At 65.7% G+C, this 17,729-nt stretch carries 17 protein-coding genes; 10 read left to right on the forward strand and 7 right to left on the reverse strand.

Features of this window, described 5'->3' with window-relative positions; all coding sequences use genetic code 11:
- Positions 1–6: 6 nt before the first annotated feature.
- Complete coding sequence (locus tag BMY25_RS02000) at positions 7–1,464, forward strand: glycoside hydrolase family 1 protein (RefSeq protein WP_092494901.1); 1,458 nt, start codon at positions 7–9, stop codon at positions 1,462–1,464.
- A gap of 6 nt (positions 1,465–1,470) precedes the next feature.
- Here the strand turns inward: BMY25_RS02000 and hemF are convergent, their stop codons facing one another.
- A complete protein-coding gene (hemF, locus tag BMY25_RS02005; protein WP_092495156.1) occupies positions 1,471–2,364 on the reverse strand; it encodes an oxygen-dependent coproporphyrinogen oxidase in 894 nt (297 codons plus the stop codon).
- A gap of 176 nt (positions 2,365–2,540) precedes the next feature.
- Here hemF and BMY25_RS02010 point away from each other — a divergent pair, with 176 nt between their 5' ends.
- A complete protein-coding gene (locus BMY25_RS02010) occupies positions 2,541–3,125 on the forward strand; it encodes an HdeD family acid-resistance protein (protein WP_092494902.1) in 585 nt (194 codons plus the stop codon).
- 24 nt (positions 3,126–3,149) lie between these two features.
- Here BMY25_RS02010 and BMY25_RS02015 read toward each other — a convergent pair whose 3' ends face one another.
- Positions 3,150–3,620, reverse strand: coding sequence for a tRNA (cytidine(34)-2'-O)-methyltransferase (locus tag BMY25_RS02015; RefSeq protein ID WP_092494903.1), 471 nt, complete (start codon positions 3,618–3,620; stop codon positions 3,150–3,152).
- A gap of 285 nt (positions 3,621–3,905) precedes the next feature.
- Here BMY25_RS02015 and petA point away from each other — a divergent pair, with 285 nt between their 5' ends.
- The 7 genes from petA to BMY25_RS02050 all read left to right on the forward strand — a co-directional run bounded on the left by petA (position 3,906) and on the right by BMY25_RS02050 (position 10,056).
- Positions 3,906–4,499: a ubiquinol-cytochrome c reductase iron-sulfur subunit gene (gene petA / locus BMY25_RS02020; protein WP_092495157.1), complete on the forward strand. Its 594-nt coding sequence runs from the start codon at positions 3,906–3,908 to the stop codon at positions 4,497–4,499.
- 18 nt (positions 4,500–4,517) lie between these two features.
- Positions 4,518–5,798 carry a cytochrome b gene (locus tag BMY25_RS02025; protein ID WP_092494904.1) on the forward strand — a complete coding sequence of 427 codons (1,281 nt, stop codon included), beginning with the start codon at positions 4,518–4,520 and terminating at the stop codon, positions 5,796–5,798.
- 28 nt (positions 5,799–5,826) lie between these two features.
- Positions 5,827–6,717: a cytochrome c1 gene (locus BMY25_RS02030; protein ID WP_092495158.1), complete on the forward strand. Its 891-nt coding sequence runs from the start codon at positions 5,827–5,829 to the stop codon at positions 6,715–6,717.
- Positions 6,718–6,779: 62 nt separating this feature from the next.
- Complete coding sequence (locus tag BMY25_RS02035) at positions 6,780–7,655, forward strand: S-methyl-5'-thioadenosine phosphorylase (RefSeq protein WP_092494905.1); 876 nt, start codon at positions 6,780–6,782, stop codon at positions 7,653–7,655.
- Positions 7,656–7,807: 152 nt separating this feature from the next.
- Positions 7,808–8,350 carry an adenine phosphoribosyltransferase gene (locus BMY25_RS02040; protein ID WP_092494906.1) on the forward strand — a complete coding sequence of 181 codons (543 nt, stop codon included), beginning with the start codon at positions 7,808–7,810 and terminating at the stop codon, positions 8,348–8,350.
- An 86-nt stretch (positions 8,351–8,436) separates the two neighbouring features.
- A complete protein-coding gene (locus tag BMY25_RS02045) occupies positions 8,437–9,312 on the forward strand; it encodes a 5'-nucleotidase, lipoprotein e(P4) family (protein ID WP_092495159.1) in 876 nt (291 codons plus the stop codon).
- A gap of 102 nt (positions 9,313–9,414) precedes the next feature.
- The gene (locus BMY25_RS02050; protein ID WP_238858099.1) at positions 9,415–10,056 is read left to right on the forward strand and encodes a hypothetical protein; all 642 of its coding nucleotides are present in this window, start codon (positions 9,415–9,417) and stop codon (positions 10,054–10,056) included.
- Between the two features lie 54 nt (positions 10,057–10,110).
- Here the strand turns inward: BMY25_RS02050 and ychF are convergent, their stop codons facing one another.
- From ychF to BMY25_RS02065, 3 genes are all read right to left on the reverse strand, one after another.
- The gene (gene ychF, locus BMY25_RS02055; RefSeq protein WP_092494907.1) at positions 10,111–11,214 is read right to left on the reverse strand and encodes a redox-regulated ATPase YchF; all 1,104 of its coding nucleotides are present in this window, start codon (positions 11,212–11,214) and stop codon (positions 10,111–10,113) included.
- A gap of 115 nt (positions 11,215–11,329) precedes the next feature.
- Positions 11,330–12,100, reverse strand: a complete 771-nt coding sequence (gene pth / locus BMY25_RS02060; RefSeq protein ID WP_092494908.1) for an aminoacyl-tRNA hydrolase — start codon at positions 12,098–12,100, stop codon at positions 11,330–11,332.
- Between the two features lie 29 nt (positions 12,101–12,129).
- A complete protein-coding gene (locus BMY25_RS02065; protein WP_092494909.1) occupies positions 12,130–12,759 on the reverse strand; it encodes a 50S ribosomal protein L25/general stress protein Ctc in 630 nt (209 codons plus the stop codon).
- A 155-nt stretch (positions 12,760–12,914) separates the two neighbouring features.
- Here BMY25_RS02065 and BMY25_RS02070 point away from each other — a divergent pair, with 155 nt between their 5' ends.
- A complete protein-coding gene (locus tag BMY25_RS02070) occupies positions 12,915–13,310 on the forward strand; it encodes a polyketide cyclase (RefSeq protein WP_092494910.1) in 396 nt (131 codons plus the stop codon).
- Positions 13,311–13,369: 59 nt separating this feature from the next.
- Here the strand turns inward: BMY25_RS02070 and BMY25_RS02075 are convergent, their stop codons facing one another.
- Entirely contained in the window at positions 13,370–15,517 is a 2,148-nt protein-coding gene (locus BMY25_RS02075; RefSeq protein WP_092494911.1) for a catalase, read from the reverse strand.
- Positions 15,518–15,623: 106 nt separating this feature from the next.
- Positions 15,624–17,552 carry a peptidylprolyl isomerase gene (locus tag BMY25_RS02080; protein WP_177176655.1) on the reverse strand — a complete coding sequence of 643 codons (1,929 nt, stop codon included), beginning with the start codon at positions 17,550–17,552 and terminating at the stop codon, positions 15,624–15,626.
- Positions 17,553–17,729: the final 177 nt, after the last annotated feature.

Consider the following 17,729-nt stretch of genomic DNA (forward strand, 5'->3'; position numbering starts at 1 on the left):
CACGGGATGCTGCGTTCTTCCATTCTTTCGGTCGCCGCCGCCTTCGCCACTCTTCTGATTTCCCCGTCCGCCCGCGCCGAAACACCATTCCTCTGGGGCACGTCGACGGCCGCCTATCAGGTGGAAGGCGGCTGGCAGGCGGACGGCAAGGGCCTGTCGAACTGGGACGTCTACACCAACCAGGTGAAGGTCGTGCAATCCGTCTCGGGCCGCCCCGAGACGGGCAATGTCGCCGACGATTTCTACGACCGCCCGCGCTATCTCGGCGATATCCAGCTGATGAAGAAGCTCGGCACCAATGCCTTCCGCTTCTCCATCGCCTGGTCGCGCATCTTCCCTCACGGCACCGGCACGCCAGACGAAGCGGGGCTGAAGCATTACAGCCAGTTCATCGACGATCTCCGCGCCAATGGAATCGAGCCGGTCGTCACGATCTACCATTGGGACATGCCGCAGGCGCTGGCCGACAAAGGCGGCTGGGCCAACCCGGATTCGGTGCGCTGGTACGCGCTCTACGCCGACACGTTGTTCCGGGAATTCGGCTCGCGGGTGAAGACCTTCATCACCGTCAACGAGCCCTTCGTGGATCTCTTCATGATCCAGCCGGCGGTGCAGAGCGTCGTCAAACGCGACCCGAGCGTCGGCCTCCTGACCACGCGGAACTACAGCCGGCAGGCGATCGCCGCGCATCACATCCTGCTCGCCAGCGCCACGGCGATCCGCGACTATCATGCCCAGAAGCTCGACGGCCGCGTCGGCATCACGCTGAATTTCACGCCGACGATCCCGGAACAAGGGGACGATCCGGCCGACCGGAAGGCGGCGGCGATGGAGGACGAGGCGCAGAACCGCTGGTTCCTCGACGCGATCTACAAGGGGCGTTATCCGCCCGACGTGCTGCAGGCCTATCAGGCGGCCAATCCGGAATTTCAGCCCTCAGCGGCGGACATGAAGCTGATCTCCGACAATCCGCCCGATTTTCTCGGCGCGAACTATTATTCGCCGGCCTATGTGCGAGCCGATCCGAATGCCGCGCTCGGCGCCAATTGGCTCTCGACGAACCCGGACAAGGTGCCGTCCTTCAACGGGCCGGTGCGGCCGGAATACCTGACGGAACTGCTACTTCGGTTTCGCGACCAGTACGGGAATCCGCCGGTGCTGGTGACGGAGAACGGTGCCGGGTTCGGCGAGCGGGACGAGCAGGTGGCGGGCGATATCGTCCGGGATCCGCTGCGCGCCGACTACATTCGCCGCCATGTCGAGGCCATGCTGAAGGCGCGGCAGGAAGGCGCGAACGTGCAGGGCTACTTCCTCTGGAGCCTCCTGGACAATTTCGAGTGGACGGCTGGCTACGGCAAGCGCTTCGGCATCGTCCGCGTGGATTTCGACACGCAGAAGCGCACTCTCAAGGAGAGCTTCTTCGGGTATCGGAAGCTCATCGCCGACCATCCGGACGGGCGCTAGACCGCGTCATGGCCACTTCACCAAAGGCGGCATGGACGACAGGATGGAGTTGACGTTGCCGCCGGTCCGCAGCCCGAAGATCGTGCCGCGGTCGTAGAGCAGGTTGAACTCAACGTAGCGGCCCCGGCGGATCAGCTGCTCGTCGCGCTCGGCCTCCGTCCAGGGCTGGCCGAAGTTCCGCCGCACCAGTTCCGGATACACGCGGAGGAAGGCCTCGCCGACATCGCGGGTGAAGGCGAAGTCCGCGTCCCAGTCGCGGGAATGCAGGTAATCGAAGAAGATGCCGCCGATGCCGCGTGGCTCGTTGCGGTGCGCCAGCCAGAAATAATCGTCGCACCAGTCCTTGTAGCGGTCGTAGTCGACCTGCCCGTGCGGCTCGCATGCCGCCTGCATCGCCCGGTGGAAGGTCATGGAATCCGGGTCATCCTGCGTGCGCCGCCGGTCGAGAACCGGGGTGAGGTCCGCGCCGCCGCCGAACCATTGGCGCGTCGTCACCACCATGCGCGTGTTCATGTGGACGGCGGGAACATGCGGGTTCCAGGGATGCGCGATCAGCGAAATGCCGGAGGCCCAGAAGCGCGGATCTTCTACCGCGCCCGGCATCTGCGCGCGAAACTCCGGCGCGAACTCGCCATGGACCGTGGAGACGTGAACGCCGACCTTTTCGAAGACGCGGCCCTTCATCACCGACATGACGCCGCCACCGCCCGGCGTGCCCGCGTGATCGACGCGATCCCACGGCGTGCGCACGAAGCGGCCGGCGGGCTGATCCGAAAGCGCCTGCCCGGGCGGCAGGTCGTCCTCCGCCGCTTCGAATGCCGCGCACATCCTGTCGCGCAGGCTTTCGAACCACGCCCGTGCGGTCGCCTTCTTCTCTTCCACGCCTTCGGGCAGCCCCATCGCGGAAAGATCGGGGCGGTAGGCGCTCTGATTTTTGCTCATGCTGGCGCTTAACTCATCCTGTTCCCTTGCGAAAGTCGCGGCTCACGCAAGGTGTTGCATCGTGATCTGATGCCGGGCTTGAAACCGGGAACGATGCTCGTCCATTGAATGTGAGAGCCAACAGGAGTTTCTCAATGCTGATGCCAAAGCTTTCGCCGGAACACGAGCACCTGCGAATGCGCTGGGGCTGGTTCGTCGCCCTCGGCCTCATCATGCTGATCGCCGGGATCGTCGCGCTCGGGAGCGTCCTTGTCGCCACGGTGGTGAGCGTGCTCCTCGTGGGCTGGATGATGATCTTCTCCGGCCTCGCCGAGATCGTTCACGGCATGGGGATGCGGAACTGGAACCGCTTCTTCTTCTGGGTGCTGATCGGCGTGCTCTATCTGCTGGCCGGCATCTTCGCGGTGATGAACCCGCTGCTTGCCTCCTCGGTGCTGACGCTGCTGATCGCGTTCGGCCTGATCGCCGCCGGCATCGCCCGCATCGTGCTGGGCACCAGCATGCGGCGGGGCAGCGCCTGGGGCTGGCCTGTCGCCTCCGGCATCATCACCCTTCTGGTCGGCGCGATGATCCTCTTCGGCTGGCCGGCTTCCAGCCTCTACACGCTGGGCACCTTCCTCGGGATCGATCTGATCTTCACCGGATTGGCGTGGCTCGCCCTAGGCATCGGCTTGCGCGGCGCGGCGCGGCAGGAGCCGGTCTCCCGCACCCGCGTCTGATCCCGCGCCCGTATCGGAGCGCGTTCAGGGCGTTGCGGCCGGCCAGAGACCGGTCTGCCGCAACGCCTCGGCCAGCGCGATGCCGGCCGAGATGGCGACGTTGAGCGATCGCGCGCCGGACTGCATGGGAATGCGCAGCCTCGCGTCGCAGGCGGCATGAACGTCGTCCGGCAGCCCGGCCGATTCGCGGCCCATCAGGATTATGTCGCCGTCGCGGAATGCGAAATCGTGCAGCGGCTGCTCCGCCTTGGTGCTTAACGCGACGAGCCGCCGGCCGTGCGCACGCCGCCATTCGTCGAAGGCATTCCAGTCGTCATGCTGCCTGAGGGCCGCCATCGCGATGTAATCCATGCCCGCGCGCCGCATTTTCTGGTCCGACAGGATGAAGCCGGTCGGCCGGATCACATGGACAGGCACGGCCAGGCAGGCGCCGAGACGCAGGATTGCGCCAGTGTTCTGCGGAATATCCGGCTGAAATAAAGCGCACTCGATCAAACGGCTCTCCCCGAACTCTTTTGCATTGCACAAAATCCAAGCTCACCGCTGCGCGGGTTCTTGCTGCAATGCAACTCATGTCTGAAAATTTGCGACATAGTGGCCTTGTTGTACCCGCTCGACTGGACAGGTCTTCTTATCAATGAGAAAAGCGGCAGACGGGGGATCTAAGAAAGACTGGGGTGCCATGCGCTCGAGGGTCCCGCGCGAACCTGCACAGGCGACGCGAGGCGCCTGCGATCCGCGAGAGGGCGAACCTTGGCCGACACCACGACCCCGCATCCGATCACCGTCCCGACCGATTCGCGTCACGTCGAGCCGGGAGAGGCAGGCGCTCCCGATCCGAGCCGCCGCGATTTCCTGCTGATCGCCACCGGTGCCTTCGCGGTGGTCGGCGCGGCATCGTTCGCCTGGCCGCTGATCGACCAGATGAACCCGGATGCCGCGGCGCTGGCGCTGAGCTCCGTCGAGGTGGACGTTTCTTCCATCCAGCAGGGGCAGTCGATCACCGTGATGTGGCGCGGCAAGCCCGTCGCCGTCCGGTATCGCAGCGACAAGGAAATGCAGGAAGCCAAGGCCGTGGCCCTGGGCGACCTGAAGGACCCGATCGCGCGCAACGCCAATCTCAAGGACGACGCGCCGGCGACGGATCAGAATCGCACCGTGCCGGGCAAGGAGGCGTGGCTGGTGATGATCGAGGTCTGCACGCATCTGGGCTGCATTCCGCTGGGCCAGCAGGGCGCCTATGGCGGCTGGTTCTGCCCGTGCCACGGTTCGCAATACGACACGGCGGGCCGCATCCGGCAGGGGCCTGCGCCGGAGAACATGGCGATCCCGCCATTTCAGTTCATCAACGAAAAAACCGTCCGGATTGGCTGAGGCTGGGGCAGCAGACACATGGCCGAACACACTTCCACCTATGAGCCGCGGACCGGAATCGAGCGCTGGGTGGATGCCCGGCTCCCGCTGCCGCGTCTGCTCTGGGATTCCTTCGTCACCTATCCCATCCCGCGCAACCTGAACTACGCCTATACCTTCGGCGCGATTCTGATGATGATGCTGGGGGCCCAGATCATCACCGGCGTGGTGCTGGCGATGCATTACGTGCCGAGCGGCACGATGGCCTTCGTCTCCGTCGAAGCCATCATGCGCGACGTGAACTACGGCTGGCTCTTGCGCTACATGCACGCGACGGGGGCCTCGATGTTCTTCATCGCGGTCTATGTCCACATCTTCCGCGGCCTCTATTACGGCTCCTACAAGGAACCGCGCGAGATCCTGTGGCTCCTCGGCGTCATCATCTTCATCCTGATGATGGCCACGGCCTTCATGGGCTACGTGCTGCCCTGGGGCCAGATGAGCTTCTGGGGTGCCACCGTCATCACCAACCTGTTTTCGGCGATCCCACTGGTCGGCAGCGCCATCGTGACGTGGCTGTGGGGCGGTTTCGCCGTCGGCAGCCCGACGCTGAACCGCTTCTTCGCCCTGCATTACCTGCTGCCGTTCATGATCGCCGGCGTCGTGGTGCTGCATGTCTGGGCGCTGCACGTGGTCGGCCAGACCAATCCGACCGGCATCAACATCAAGGCCAAGCAGGACGCGGTGCCCTTCACGCCGCACGCGACCATCAAGGACGCGCTGGGCATGGTCGTGTTCATGATCGTGTTCGCCTACTTCCTGTTCTACGTGCCGAACTATCTCGGCCATTCCGACAACTACATCCAGGCGAACCCGCTCGCGACCCCGTCGGAGATCGTGCCGGAATGGTACTTCCTGCCGTTCTACGCGATCCTGCGCTCGATCCCGTCCAAGCTCGGCGGCGTCATCGCCATGTTCGGGGCGATCGTGATGCTGGCGCTGATGCCGTGGCTCGACACCTCCAAGGTGCGCTCCGCGGTCTATCGCCCGCTTTACCGCCAGTTTTTCTGGATCCACGTGCTGGTCTCGATCGGCCTCGGCTATATCGGCTCCCAGCCTCCCGCCGGCGGCTTCATCATCGTCGGGCGGATCCTCACCGCGTATTACTTCATCCATTTCCTGGTCATCGTTCCGCTGCTCGGCCTGCTTGAGACGCCGAAGCCGCGCCCCGCCTCGATCACGGAAGCGGTGCTGGAGAAGCACGGGCGAGGCCTCGCCTTGCCGGAGCGCACGGTCTCCAACACGAAGGTCGGCGGCTGACATGCGGTTCAAGAACGCTGAGGGGCAGATGTCCGGAATGTTGTGCCGCCTGACCGCGGCCCTGTTCGCCGTCGGCATGGCGAGTTCTGCGGCCTGCGCCGCCGATCAGCCTGCCAACGCGACGCCGCATTATCCCCTGAAGGAGCCGCACGAGCTCAGCTGGAGCTTCTCCGGCCCGTTCGGCTCGTTCGACAAGCAGCAGTTGCAGCGCGGCTTCAAGATCTATCACGACGTCTGCTCGAACTGCCATTCGCTGAACCTCGTGGCCTTCCGCAACCTCGGCGACCAGGACGGGCTCGGCTTCTCCGCCGAGCAGGTGAAGTCGCTGGCGGCGGAGTACAAGATCCAGGACGGGCCCAACGACCAGGGTGACATGTTCGAGCGCCCCGGCCGTCCGTCCGACCACTTGCCCGCGCCGTTCCCCAACGAGCAGGCGGCGCGCTCGGCCAATGGCGGGGCACTGCCGCCGGACCTTTCGCTGCTGGCCAAGGCGCGCGGGCCGGAACGCGGCTTTCCCTGGTTCGTCTTCGACGTCTTCACGCAGTACGAGGAATCCGCCGGGCCGGATTACATCTATTCGCTGCTGACGGGCTTCCAGGATCCGCCGGCCGGCGTGCAGGTGCGCGAGGGGCTGCACTACAATCCCTATTTCATCGCCAGCGACGCGCTCGCCATGCCGCCGCCGCTGGCCGATGGAGCCGTCGATTTCCCGCAGAACGGCGACGACGACAAGACCAACGACGTGCCGCAGACGGTCGACCAATATGCGCGGGACGTATCGGCTTTCCTGATGTGGGCGGCCGAGCCGCATCTTGTGGAGCGCAAGCGGATGGGCCTGACGGTCATGGTTTTCCTGATCGTCTTCGCCGGCCTCGTCGGCTACACCAAGCGCCGGGTCTGGGCGAACACGCCGCACTGAGCGGCCGGCGAGCTCATCGAGGGCCCCTTCGGGGGCCCTTTTCGTTTGCGCTGGAGGCAAGGATGACACAGGCGGTTCTCGGCATCATCGGCGGTTCGGGGCTCTACGATCTGCCGGGGCTGGAGAAGACGGAGTGGCGGCAGGTCGGGACGCCCTGGGGCGAACCGTCCGACGCGATCCTCTTTGCCGAACTCGACGGCATGCCGCTGCGCTTTCTGCCGCGTCACGGGCGCGGTCACCGCATCTCGCCGTCCGGCATCGATTACCGCGCCAACATCGACGCGATGAAGCGGGCAGGGGTGACCGACATCGTTTCCGTTTCGGCCGTCGGCTCGCTGAAGGAGGAACTGGCGCCCGGCGATTTCGTGCTGGTGGACCAGTTCATCGACCGCACCTTCGCCCGCGAGAAGAGCTTCTTCGGCACCGGGCTCGTGGCCCACGTCTCCATGGCCGATCCGGTCAGCCCCGGCCTCGCCGCCCGGATCGCGGCGGCGGGCGCGGCGGAAGATATCTCCTGCCGGCGCGGAGGCACCTACCTCGTGATGGAGGGACCGCAATTCTCCTCGCGCGCGGAAAGCGAACTCTACCGGACCTGGGGCTGCGACGTCATCGGCATGACCAACATGCCGGAGGCCAAGCTCGCCCGGGAAGCGGAGATCTGCTACGCGACGATCGCCATGGTGACGGACTACGATTGCTGGCATCCCGATCACGGCGCGGTGGACGTGTCGCAGGTGATCCGCGTCATGGGCGAGAACACCGCCCGGGTGCAGCGCCTCGTCGCCCGCCTCGCGCGTGACTTCCCCCGCGAGCACGAGCCTTGCCCCGTCGGCTCCGACCGCGCGCTCGATCACGCCATCATGACGGCGCCGGGGGCGCGCGATCCGGGATTGATGGCGAAGCTCGACGCGGTCGCCGGCCGCGTGCTCTCCCGCTAGATCCGCCGGAGCCGCATCGGCCGTTCGGCCGGAGGTGCTTGCGTGACAGCCGTCGGCTTGCCAAAGATGCACCCAAGTCGCGACATCGAGGCCGGTGCGCACCCTTTACTGACACGACAAGCGGGTCTCCGGCCCGACAGGAGATTGACGGAATGGCGGATATTGCCTCCGAGCTCGATGCTGCGATCAGGACGATCCCGAATTATCCCAAGCCCGGCGTCGTGTTTCGCGACATCACGACCATGCTCGGAAACGCCCCGGTCTTTCGCCGGACCGTGGACGAGCTCGTGGCGCCCTGGGTGGGTGCCGGCATCGACAAGGTCGCGGGGATCGAGGCGCGCGGCTTCATCCTCGGCGGCGCGGTCGCGCACCAGCTCCGCGCCGGCTTCGCGCCGATCCGCAAGAAGGGCAAGCTGCCCTACGACACCGTCCGCATCGCCTATTCGCTGGAATACGGGGTGGACGAGATGGAGATGCACCGCGACGCCATCGAGCCCGGCGAAAAGGTGATCCTGATCGACGACCTCATCGCCACCGGTGGCACGGCCGAGGCGGCGGTGAAGCTCCTGCAGCAGATCGGCGCGAACGTGGTCGCCGCCGTCTTCGTCATCAACCTGCCCGATCTGGGCGGCGCCGCCAAGCTGGAAGCGCTGAACGTTCCCGTGCGCACGCTGGTGGAGTTCCCCGGCGACTGAAGCGCCTCGTCGCCGGACGGTGCGGCCTCGGCTTGGCGTGTCCGGCGATCTATGGTCGGATGGGCGCAGTGAACAAGGAACCTCCCATGCCGCGTCTGCCTCGCATTCGTCCGTACCTCGCCGCATACGTCTCCGCGACGGCCTTCGCGTTCGGTTCGTTGCCGGGAGTGGCGGCCGCGGCCGACACCGTTCCTCAGAACGATCTCCTGAATGCCGAGCTCTGGATGCAGAAATCGGTGGAGTACAAGGCGAATTCGTTGGCGGTCTACGCGCTGGCGAAGGTGCGGCTGGACGAGGCGCTGGCGGACAAGAAATGGACCGCGGCGACCGAGCAGAGCGGCGATTACGGAAACCTGCCGCCCGCGATCATCCTCGATGCCGACGAAACCGTGGTCGACAATTCCGCCTATGAGGCCGGATTGATCACCTCAGGCGCGGATTACAGCTCCAAGACCTGGGATACATGGACCAGGGCGGAAAAGGCGCTCGCCGTGCCGGGCGCGGTGGAGTTCACCCGCTACGCCGATTCCAGGGGCGTCAAGGTGTTCTACGTCAGCAATCGCGAGGCCGATCAGGAAGACGCGACGCGCAAGAACATGGAAGCGCTCGGCTTTCCGATGGGCGGGAATGTCGACACGTTCCTGATGTCGAAGGAGCAGCCGAACTGGGGCTCCGCCAAGGGGTCGCGCCGTGCCTTCGTCGCCAGGGATTACCGCGTACTGCTGCTGCTCGGCGACAATTTCGGCGACTTTACCGACAATTTTCGCGGCAGCGACGAGGACCGGCTGAAGGCTTTCCGGTCCATGCAGGCTCATTTCGGGCATGACTGGCTGATGCTCGCCAATCCGGTCTACGGCTCCTTCGAGTCGGCCCCCTTCAACGGCGACTACAAGCTTCCGGCGGACGAGAAGCGGCGGAAGAAGATCGAGGCGCTGGAGCCCTGGACGCCCCCGGCGAAATAGACGCCGGACTGCGGAACCGAGGCCGGAACTGTCGCGGCGAAGAGCCGTTCTCCGTACCCGTCTGGTGGGTGACGGCTTTCGCAACCGCTTCAGGTGTTCACCATGTCGTTCGCTCTCTTCCGCCCGGCGCTGCTGCGCGCGGGTCTCATCGGCTCGCTCCTCCCGGCCGCCCTCGTGGCGGTTCCCATGGCGGCCTTCGCGCAGGACGCTGCTCCGACCCGCATTCGCGGCACCATTGGCGAGTTTTCCGGGCAGACGCTGACGGTGAAGACACGCGAGGGCAAGGACGTCCAGATCAAACTGGCGCCCGGCTTCACTGTGTCGGCGGTCAAGAAGTTCAACCTAGCCGACATCAAGTCGGGCGATTTCATCGGCTCGGCCGCCAAGAAGGGACCCGATGGCAAGCTGGAAGCGATGGAAGTCACGGTCTTCCCGGAAAGCGCCCGGGGCACCGGCGAGGGGCATTATGGCTGGGACGCGGGCCCGAACAGCAGCATGACCAACGCCACCGTCGCCAAGGTCGATGCCGCGCCGACCGGACGGACACTGGCGCTCACCTACAAGGGCGGCAGCGTCAGCCTCGATGTGCCGGAGGATGCCCCGGTCGTTACCTTCGAGCCCGGCACGCCCGACATGCTGATGCCGGGCAAGGCCGTCTTCGTCGTGGCGAAAGCGGCGGCGGATGGCGCGATCTCCGCCAACCGGGTGGCGGTGGAGCATGACGGCGTCAAGCCGCCGATGTAGGCGGGACTGGAAGCGGCCGCGAACAGGGCGGCCGCTTTCGCGTGACTGGCCGGATCAGGTATTGAAGCGGAAGTGCAGGACGTCGCCGTCGCGCACGACATATTCCTTGCCCTCGTCCCGGGCCTTGCCCGCTTCCTTCGCGCCGACTTCACCGCCGAGCGCGATGTAATCCTCGTAGCCGATCGTGAAGGCGCGAATGAACCCGCGCTCGAAATCCGTGTGGATGACGCCAGCAGCCGCGGGCGCCTTGGTGCCCTTCAGGATCGTCCAGGCGCGTGCTTCCTTGGGGCCGACGGTGAAATAGGTGATGAGGTGCAGGAGATCGTAGCCGGCGCGGATCAGCCGGTCGAGGCCGGGCTCCTCAAGGCCGATCGTCTCCATGAACTCCGCCTCTTCCTCGTCGGAAAGCTGGGCGATCTCGGCTTCGATGGCGGCGGAGATGACGACGAAGCCAGCGCCTTCCGCTTCCGCCTTGGCGCGAACGCGCTCGCTTTCCGCATTGCCCGTCGCGGCGTCTTCTTCGGCGACGTTGCAGACGTAAAGAACCGGCTTGGATGTCAGGAGGTTCAGGCCGTCAAGGATGACGCGATCATCCGGCGAGCAATCGGCCAGCATGGCGCGGACAGGCTTGCCGTTCTGCAGCAGCTCCAGCGCCTTCTCCATGATCGGCGCGATCGCGGCGGCTTCCTTGTCCTTGGCGGCGGCCTTCTTCTTCAGCGCGGGGAGGCGGCGCTCCAGGCTGTCGAGATCGGAGAGCATGAGCTCGGTTTCCACCGTGTCGGCATCGGCGATCGGGTCGATCTTGCCTTCAACATGGGTGATGTCCTCATCCACGAAGCAGCGCAGCACGTGGGCGATGGCATCCACCTCACGGATATTGGCGAGGAACTGGTTGCCGAGGCCTTCACCCTTGGAAGCGCCGCGCACCAGGCCGGCGATGTCGACGAAGGTCAGCCGCGTCGGGATGATGTTGCCGGATTTCGCGATCTTGGCGAGTTCCTTAAGGCGCGGATCGGGAACGGCGACCTCGCCGGTGTTCGGCTCGATCGTGCAGAAGGGATAGTTCGCCGCCTGCGCCGCCGCCGTGCGCGTCAGCGCGTTGAAGAGAGTGGACTTGCCGACATTCGGAAGTCCCACGATACCGCAACGAAAACCCATGAACCCTGATCCCTGAACGGCTGGCCGGACATCCGTCTGGACGAAATCCGCGCCTTTGAAAAGAAGTGCCGGCTCCCGAGCGGGCCGGAGATGCTGCCTTCCGGCAGCTGATAAGTCAGTCGCGCCCGAGAAGCTTCTTCAGGCCGTCCGCCAGCGCTCCGCCCCGCGACTCGGACGCCTTCTGCGGGTCGGCGCGCACGAAAGCGCCGGGCTTCGGACGGTTATCGGTGGTGGCGGGCACCGGGGCGGGCGAGGGGGCTTCCCGCTTCGGCTTTTCCGCCGCCTTGCCGTCCCTGGAGCCCGAAGACGCGCCGCCTTCCACGTCGAGATGGACGCGGTTCATGAAGCGCGAATCGGCATCCGCGCCTTCCGCCAGCATGGGCGCGTGGTCGGCGATGGAGCGCAGCAGGGGCTCCAGCCAGCTTCCGTCCGCCTTGGAAAAATCGCCCAGCACATGGCCGAGGACGAGCTCCTTGTGGCCGGGATGGCCGATACCGAGGCGCAGGCGGCGGTAATCCTTGCCGATATGGGCGTCGATGGAGCGAAGACCGTTATGGCCGCCATTGCCGCCCCCGGTCTTGACCCGGAACTTGCCGGCGGCGAGATCCAGTTCGTCGTGCATCACGGCGATGTCGGCGGGCGTGATCTTGAAGAAGCGCATCGCCTGGCCAACGGACCGGCCGCTCTCGTTCATGAAGGTGGAGGGCTTGAGGACGATCGCCTTCTCGCCACCCAAAACGCCTTCCGAGACCTCGCCGTCGAAACGGCTGCGCCATGGGGAAAAGCCATGGCGGCGAACGATCTCGTCCGCCGCCATGAAGCCGATATTGTGCCTGTTGTTCTGGTATCGCGTTCCGGGATTGCCGAGACCGACGATCAGCAGCATGGCAGGCTCCGTAATGTCCGGCGGGAGGCTTACGCCTCGCTCTCGCCTTCGGTCGTCTCAGCTGCACCCGCGGCGTTCTCTTCCGAGGTCAGCGCGGCCGGAGCGGCGATCGTGGCGATCGTGAAGTCGCGATCGGAGATCGTCGGGCGCACGCCTTCCGGCAGGTTCACGGCGGAGACGTGAATGCTGTCGCCAACGTCATGGCCGGCGAGATCCACGGTGATGGATTCCGGAATCGCGTCGACGGGAACGATGAGCTCCAGGTGGTGGCGGACGATGTTGAGGACGCCGCCGCGCTTGATGCCGGGGGACTTCTCATCGTTGACGAAGTGCACGGGCACTTCGACGACCAGCGTGGCGCCTTCGGCGATGCGCAGGAAGTCGATGTGCATCAGCGTGTCCTTGATCGGATCCAGCTGATAGTCCTTCGGGATCACGCGGATGGCTTCGCCGCCGACTTCGATCTCGATGATGTGGGTGAGGAAACCGCCGGCATGCAGCTTCATCGTCACTTCCTTCTGGGGAAGCGAGATGGCGAGCGGGGTCTTCTTGTCACCATAGATGATGGCCGGGACTTTGTTCGCACGGCGAACGGCGCGAGAGGCCCCCTTGCCAACTCCGTCGCGAGCCTCAGCCTTGAGCTGGGTAACTTCGCTCATGGTCAGTTCTCCTGATTGGAATGAAAAAAGCCGCACATGCGGCTTCCAGCGCGGCCTCCAAGGGTGCCGACACTGGCGCCCCTATACAGGACTTTTCCCCTGAGCGCAAATTGCGGGACGGCCGCTTCCGGTGGCCGTATGGAGGGGGAAGCGACATGGACGAGGCCAGAACGATCGGGGTTTTCATCGCGCGAAACTGGCGCGACGTCTACGATATGGCGTGGCGGCCGGAATTCTTCCCTCGCTGGGCGTCGGGTCTGAGCGAGGCGGGGTTACGGCCGGACGGCGACGGCTGGACGGCGCAGGGGCCGGAAGGGCCGGTGCGGATCCGCTTCTCTCCCCACAACGCGTTCGGCATCATGGATCACTGGGTGGACATCGGCGCGGGCCGCATCGTCTATGTGCCGCTGCGCATCGTGGAGAACGGAAGCGGCGCGCAAGCGATGCTCACCTTGCTCCGCCAGCCCGGCATGAGCGATGCGAAATTCTCGGAAGACGCCGGCTGGGTCGAGCGGGATCTCCGGGCGCTGAAGGCGCTGGCCGAGGGCTGACATTGCCAACGAAGAGAGGCGGCAGCGCGTGCCGCCTCCCGTGTCGGTTCCGGCTGCGCTCAGGCCGGGATGGAGGCGACGTCCCGGTCGAAGAAGCGGTGCTGCTTCATGGCTTCCTTCAGCGCATCGAAGACGCCGGAAACCCCGGCCGAGCCGGGCGCCACGATCAGACCCTTGTCGCTGGTGACGGAGCTGGCGGAAGAGGAGAGCCCCTCGATCGCCGTCTTGCCCAGCACTTCCACGCCTTCACCCATCGCCGCGATCGGCTTGCCATGGGCGTAGGCCTCGTTCAGGAAGTGGATCGCCGCACCCATCTTGGCGACCGTTGCGGCGCTTTCCGCGCCGCCGGGAACAAAGACGGCGTCGTAGATCACGGAAGCGGCGTTCGGAGCCGCGCGGTCCACGGCCACGGCCTCGCCGTTCCGGCCCTTGATGGTGCCGTTGGTCTTGGCGATGACCTCGGCCAGCGCGCCCTCGGCGAGAAGCTTCTTCTTGAGGCCGGTGACCTGGTCTGCATCGACGCCGTCGGCGGCGAGGATCGCGACCTTGCGGCCGGTGATCGCATCGGCCGGCTTGTCCATGCTCAGCGCCGGTGAGGACTTGCCATGGTTCGGCTTGGACGCAGCGGTAACCTGGAGGCCGATATGCTTGGCGACGCGGCTCGCCAGTTCGCCGTCGACATTGGCGAGGAGCTCGTTGACCACGCGTTCCTGGATCGCCTTGGTCTCCACCATGTTCAGCTCGAAGGAGATTGCGGCCACGATGTGGTCCTTCTCCCATGTCGCCATGCTGTTCCAGAACAAGGTCGCCTGGCTGAAATGATCGCCGAAGCTCGGGCTGCGCTGGCGAATCTTCACGCCGTCGATCTTCTCGGCATAGCTGACGAAGGCCTTCATGCCTTCCGGTGAATGCGCCGGGCAGCCGTTGCCCAGCGAGTTCGGGAAGTAGGAAACGCGGCCCTTGTTGATCGTCTGCCGCGCCATCGCGTCGCGCTGGTTGTTATGGACCGGGCAGACCGGCCGGTTGATCGGCAGTTCCGCGAAGTTCGGTCCGACGCGACGAAGCTGCGTGTCGATATAGGAGAAGAGCCGGCCCTGCAGCAGCGGGTCGTTGGAGAAGTCGATGCCGGGCACCACGTGGCCGGGATGGAAGGCGACCTGCTCGGTTTCGGCGAAGTAATTGTCCACGTTGCGGTTGAGCACGATCTTGCCGAGCATGCGAACCGGCACGTCCTCCTCCGGGATGATCTTGGTCGGATCCAGGATGTCGAAGTCGAACTTCATCTCGTCTTCTTCCGGCACCACCTGCACGCCGAATTCCCATTCCGGGTAGTCGCCGCGCTCGATCGCGTCGAACAGGTCACGGCGATTGAAGTCGGGGTCCTTGCCCGCGATCTTCTGCGCCTCATCCCAGACCAGCGAGTGAATGCCCTTCTTGGGCTTCAGGTGGAACTTGACGAAGGACGACACTCCCTCCGCCGTGACGAAGCGGAACGTGTGGATGCCAAAGCCCTGCATGGTGGCAAGCGAGCGCGGCAGCGCGCGGTCGGACATCACCCACATCAGCATGTGCGTGATCTCGGGCGTCAGCGAGGCGAAATCCCAGAAGGTATCGTGGGCTGACTGGGCCTGCGGGATCTCGTTATGCGGCTCCGGTTTCACCGCATGGATGAGATCCGGGAACTTGATCGCGTCCTGGATGAAGAAGATCGGGATGTTGTTGCCGACGAGATCCCAGACACCCTCGTCGGTATAGAACTTCATGGCGAAACCGCGCACGTCGCGGGGCGTGTCGGCCGAGCCGCGCGAGCCCGCCACGGTGGAGAAGCGGATGAACATCGGCGTCTGCTTGCCCTTCTCCGAGAAGAGGCCAGCCTGGGTTATGTCCGTCGCGGAGCCGTAGGACTCGAAGTAGCCGTGTGCCGCGACACCGCGCGCATGCACAACGCGTTCGGGAATGCGCTCATGGTCGAAATGCGTCATTTTCTCGCGGAAGTGGAAGTCTTCCATGAGGGTCGGGCCGCGCAGGCCCGCCTTCAGCGAGTTCTGGTCGTCGCTGACGAGCAGTCCCTGGTTGGTGGTCATGCGCTCGCCGGGATCGACAAGGTCGCGCTGCAGGTCGCGGTCCTTGCTCGTGGCGTCGACGGGGCTCGCGGCGTTCGCGGGGCTCGTAGCGTTGGCGGGGGGACGCTTCACCGTTTCGCTCATGTCCAGGCTCTTCCTATGGTGGATGAGCGGCTAATTCCACCAGATTGGAATGGTTCCATATCCAACTAACGGAAATCGGGAGCCGCCCTTCAGCCCGGCAGAAGGGTCAGGGCAGGGCGGAGGCGCTCTGGATGCGGGCGGCCGTTTCGTCGATCGCGACCTGGTTCAGGCGGACCGGTCGGTCCTCCGCCAGCCGCTCGCGATAGACATGCAGGAGGTCGGCGCGGATCTCTCGGGCGAGCTGCCGGTTCACCGCACGCGCTTCCGCCGGATCGTCGGCCATTTCCGGCCAGTTCACCTCGTCGACCCGGAGAAGGGTGCGGGTCTCGGGATGCGGGCCGTTCGCCAGCGCGACCGTGCCGCGCGGACCGATGAACCCCTTGGAGACCGCCTCCGGGGTGAGCTCGCCGGGATGCGATCCGCGCCGCAGGTGGTCGGCCGTCTTCACCTCCGCGCCGATCTCCGAAGCCACCGCATCCAGCGCCCGGCCCGATGCGAGCTGCTGGAGAAGCTGCCTCGCCCGCTCCGCCACGCGCTTCTGGTTTTCCTGCTGGCGCCAGGCGGTCAAAACGCGGTCATGCGCCTCTGTCAGCCCCTGCTGGTGCGCCGGCGTGCTGGAAAGCACCTGATAATAGACGAACTTGTCCTGCTGCATCAGGGCTTCGTAGAAGGCGTAGCCGCTCTGGCGAAGGCGCAGCGGATCGGGGTGGTCGCCGGGCTTGGCGGCGAAGACGGCCTGAACGAGATCCCGGCCGCCCGGCAGGTCCTGCGGCGTGCCGCTCGGGGCGGAGCCGTCGCGCTGCAGGCCGAGCACCCGGTAATCCAGCGAGAGGGTTTGCGCGATCGTTTCCAGCGACTGCCCGGCAGCCTCGCCCGCCTCGATCTTCCCGCGAAGCTCGGAGATCATGTTGCGGCCCTTGGTGCGCGCGATCTGGGCGCGCAGCCGCAGCGTGGCCTGGGCGATCGGCAGCACGCGCTCCGGCTGGATCGCGGTGACGCGGATGACGACGGGGCCAAACCGGCCGTTGGGGACGAGGACCGGCTTGTTCGCCTTCGCCGAGAACGCCGCATCGGCGATGGCCGGATCGTCGAGCCCGGATTTCGGGATGAAGCCGAGTTCCAGGCTCGGACCCGAAACCCCCTGGTCGCGGGCGATCTCCTCGAAGCTTCGCCCGCTCCTGAGGCTCTTGATCGCGGCTTCCGCTTCCGCCGAGCTGCCGAAGGGAATGCGCTGTACGGAGCGGCGCTCCGGCCGGGTGAACTCGGTCTTGCGCGCCTGGTAGGCGGCTGCGACTTCCTCGTCGCTGATCGCCTGCGGCTTCACCAACTGGTCCGGATCCAGCACGACGAGGCCGCACGTCCGGGTTTCCGGCGCCTCGAAAGCCGTTTTGTGGCTGTCGAGGAAAGCTTGCAGGACGGAATCGTCGGGGTCGGGGAAGGGCGCCAGGGCAGCCGGCCCGACCAGCACGTAGGAGAGGTTCCGCTCTTCCTTGCTGTATTTGTAGAGGGCGTCGGCGAGGAGGTGCGGCGCGGAGGGGCCGGCCAGGACGGCGCTGGTGAGCTGGCCCGTCACCAGCTGCGAGTTCAGCGCCCGGAAATAATCGCCGCTGCTCAGGCCCGCATTGCCGAGCGCGCTCTGGAAGATGCCGGCATCAAAGGATCCCGTCATCCCGCGAAAGGCGGGGTTGGCCGCCAGGAACCGGCCGAGGATATCATCCGAGACGCCAAGACGGAGCCGCTGCGCCTCGTCGGCGAGCGCCGCCCGCGTCACCAGTTCGTGCAGCGTCTGCCGCGACAGGTCGGAAGGATCGAGATCTGCCGGACGGCCGGGTAGGTGGGAGAGGCGACTGGTACGCTGCTGCAGGAGATAATCGAACTGGCGGGCGCTGACCCTCTCCCCGCCGACGGTGGCGATCGCGGCGGAATGCCCGATAAAGACGGCGATCAGTCCCCACCCCGCGAACAGGGTCGCGACCAGCAGGACGAAGGCCTTGCCCGGCCAGCCGGTGGCGACCCGCCGCAGTGCATCGCTCACCGGCCGCCGATCAACCATGAACCGCCAAGCCATCTTGCATCGGCAAGCCACCTTGAACCGAAGACCAGGCTTGAACAAACCGGCGTTGCCCCGCGTCCCTTGCGTCCGCAAGAAGAGTCTTGCTGAAGGCTTTGGTAAGGCCGCAGCCGGTTTCCGGCAAGGGAAGGGCGCCGGCCG

Source organism: Faunimonas pinastri (assembly GCF_900110915.1).
Classification (GTDB): domain Bacteria; phylum Pseudomonadota; class Alphaproteobacteria; order Rhizobiales; family Afifellaceae; genus Faunimonas; species Faunimonas pinastri.